General features: G+C 55.3%; 2 rRNA genes. Both read left to right on the top strand.

The annotated features are described in order from the left end of the window. Positions 1 to 2,836 (top strand): 23S ribosomal RNA (locus ACYVHB_RS32630). A gap of 163 nt (positions 2,837 to 2,999) precedes the next feature. After that, positions 3,000 to 3,110, top strand: a 5S ribosomal RNA gene (gene rrf, locus ACYVHB_RS32635). Positions 3,111 to 3,119 lie beyond the last annotated feature (9 nt).

Raw genomic sequence — 3,119 nt, forward strand, 5'->3', positions numbered from 1 at the left:
CAGCAAAAGGGCGTCTGGGGGATGCCTAAGGCTTCTGGTGGCGAGGAAGGACGTGGCAAGCGACGAAACGCTGTGGGGACCCGCTGGCAGGGGCTGATCCGCAGGTATCCGAATGGGGCAACCCTCCTGATTGAAGATCAGGAATCATGTGTTGAACATGAGGCAAACGCGGTGAACTGAAACATCTAAGTAGCCGCAGGAAGAGAAAACAAGTAGTGATTCCGTCAGTAGTGGCGAGCGAACGCGGAACAGCCCAAACCGGTCGTGTTACGGCACGGGCGGGGTAGTAGGACCCGGCAGAAAGCCAACGGGAGAGAAGCCGAATGCTCTGGGAAGGGCAACCACAGACGGTGAGAGTCCGGTAGGCGTCAACGAGTTGGTGGGCTGGTGATCCTGAGTAGGGGGGGACCGGAGAAATCTCCTTTGAATCAACCGGCACCATCCGGTAAGGCTAAATACGACCAGAAGACCGATAGCGCAGAGTACCGTGAGGGAAAGGTGAAAAGTACCGGGAGTACCGGGGTGAAACAGAACCTGAAACCAGGCGCCTACAAGCGGTGGGAGCTGGCAGCGTCCAGTGACCGCGTGCCTTTTGCATAATGAGCCTACGAGTAACCCTTTCTGGCCAGGTTAACCATCTGAAGATGGGCAGCCGAAGCGAAAGCGAGTCTGAACAGGGCGCATAGTCAGGGGGGGTTGACGCGAAACTTGGTGATCTACCCGTGGCCAGGCTGAAGGGGTGGTAAAACACCGTGGAGGGCCGAACCGATAAGCGTTGAAAAGCTTCCGGATGAGCTGCGGGTAGGGGTGAAAGGCCAATCAAACTGAGAAATAGCTCGTACTCTCCGAAATGTTTTTAGGAACAGCGTTCCGTGTTACCAGTTGTCAGGTAGAGCGACCAACAGGATGCGGGGGAGTCACATCCTACCAACTTCTGATGAACTCCGAATGGGCACCTGGGTGCGGGGCAGTGAGGGCTTGGGTGCTAAGGTCCAAGTCCGAGAGGGGAACAACCCAGACCATCCGCTAAGGTCCCCAAGTGAGTGCTAAGTTGAACAAAGGCGGTCCGGCTGCTGAGACAGCCAGGAGGTTGGCTTGGAAGCAGCCATTCCTTTAAAGAGTGCGTAACAGCTCACTGGTCGAGCGGGGCGGGCGTCGATAATAAACGGGCATCAAGCACTTCACCGAAGCGGTGGACACATACTTAGAGTATGTTGTGGTAGGAGAGCATTCCCTGGGGGGTGAAGGATAGGCGTGAGCCTTACTGGACTGCAGGGAAAAGCAAATGTAGGCATAAGTAACGAGAATGGGGATGAGAACTCCCCACACCGAAAAGCTAAGGTTTCCTCCGCGATGGCAGTCATCGGAGGGTTAGTCGGGGTCTAAGGAGCAGGCGAATGCCGGGCTTTGAGGGGGAACAGGTTAATAGTCCTGTACTATCTGCGCAGGCGAGTTCATGACGGAGTGCCGGGGGTTCTGGGTCCTGACGGAATAGGGCGCTGAGGGGCGGCTTCGGCCAAACCGAAGAACTGAAGGGGCTTCCAAGAAAAGTGAGTGAGCGTTAAGCGTGCGGATACCCGTACCGTAAACCGACACAGGTAGCTGGGATGAAGATTCTAAGGTGCGCGAAAGAATCATGGTTAAGGAACTCGGCAAATTGACCCTGTAACTTCGGGAGAAGGGGGGCCTACCCAGTAATGGGAGGCTGCAGAGCAAAGGCCCAGGCGACTGTTTACCAAAAACACAGGACTCTGCCAAAATTAACGTTGACGCATAGGGTCTGACACCTGCCCGGTGCTGGAAGGTTAAGGGGGGATGTTACTCGCAAGGGAAAGCATTGAACTGAAGCCCCAGTAAACGGCGGCCGTAACTATAACGGTCCTAAGGTAGCGAAATTCCTTGTCGGGTAAGTTCCGACCTGCACGAATGGTGTAACGATCTGGGCACTGTCTCAACCATGAGTTCGGTGAAATTGTAGTAGCGGTGAAGATGCCGCTTACCCGCCACGGGACGAAAAGACCCCGTGCACCTTTACTACAGCTTAACATGGATCGTCGGTGTGGCATGTGTAGGATAGGCGGGAGGAGTTGAAGTGGCCTCGCCAGGGGTCATGGATCCAACCTTGAAATACCGCCCTTGCCCCGCTGACGGTCTAACCGGGAGACTGGAACCGTGTTTGGTGGGTAGTTTGACTGGGGTGGTCACCTCCGAAAGGGTAACGGAGGTTTCCCAAGGTCCGCTCATGCCGGACGGTAATCGGCAGGGGAGTGCAATAGCAGAAGCGGGCTTGACAGTGAGGCACACAGGCCGATCTGGTGCGAAAGCAGGGTATAGTGATCCGGTGGTTCCGTATGGAAGGGCCATCGCTCAAAGGATAAAAGGTACGCCGGGGATAACAGGCTGATCTCCCCCAAGAGCTCACATCGACGGGGAGGTTTGGCACCTCGATGTCGGCTCGTCACATCCTGGGGCTGGAGAAGGTTCCAAGGGTTCGGCTGTTCGCCGATTAAAGTGGCACGCGAGCTGGGTTCAGAACGTCGTGAGACAGTTCGGTCTCTATCTGTGGTGGGCGTGGGAATACTGCGGGGGTCTGTCCTTAGTACGAGAGGACCGGGATGGACGCACCGCTGGCGGATCAGTTATCATGCCGGTGGTATGGCTGAGTAGCTACGTGCGGTTTGGATAAGCGCTGAAAGCATCTAAGTGCGAAACCGGCCCCAAGATGAGTGTTCCGGTATAAAGGGCCGTTGGAGACGACGACGTGGATAGGCGGCAGGTGGAGGCTGTGAGAGCAGTAGAGCCGAGCCGTACTAATGTGCCCGGAAGCGTGATTAAACTCTTGCTTATTGAACTGGTTGCTTGGCTGAAGTGTACATAAGTTGATTTAGTAGTCGTTGCTATCGAGATCTCTCTCTGCGGGAAAAAAGACAAAGGTATTGGTGCTGAGCAAGTACACTCGCCTGGAGTGTGGTTTTATTCGGTATAAAGAGTTCAATCAGGTTGGTGCTGGTAAGGCGGGTGTTCACCTCTTCCATTTCGAACAGAGCCGTTAAGCCCCGTGCTGCCGATGGTACTGCCGTCAAAGGCGGGAGAGTAGGAAGGTGCCACCTGTTGATATT

This window comes from Spirosoma arcticum, assembly GCF_054779955.1.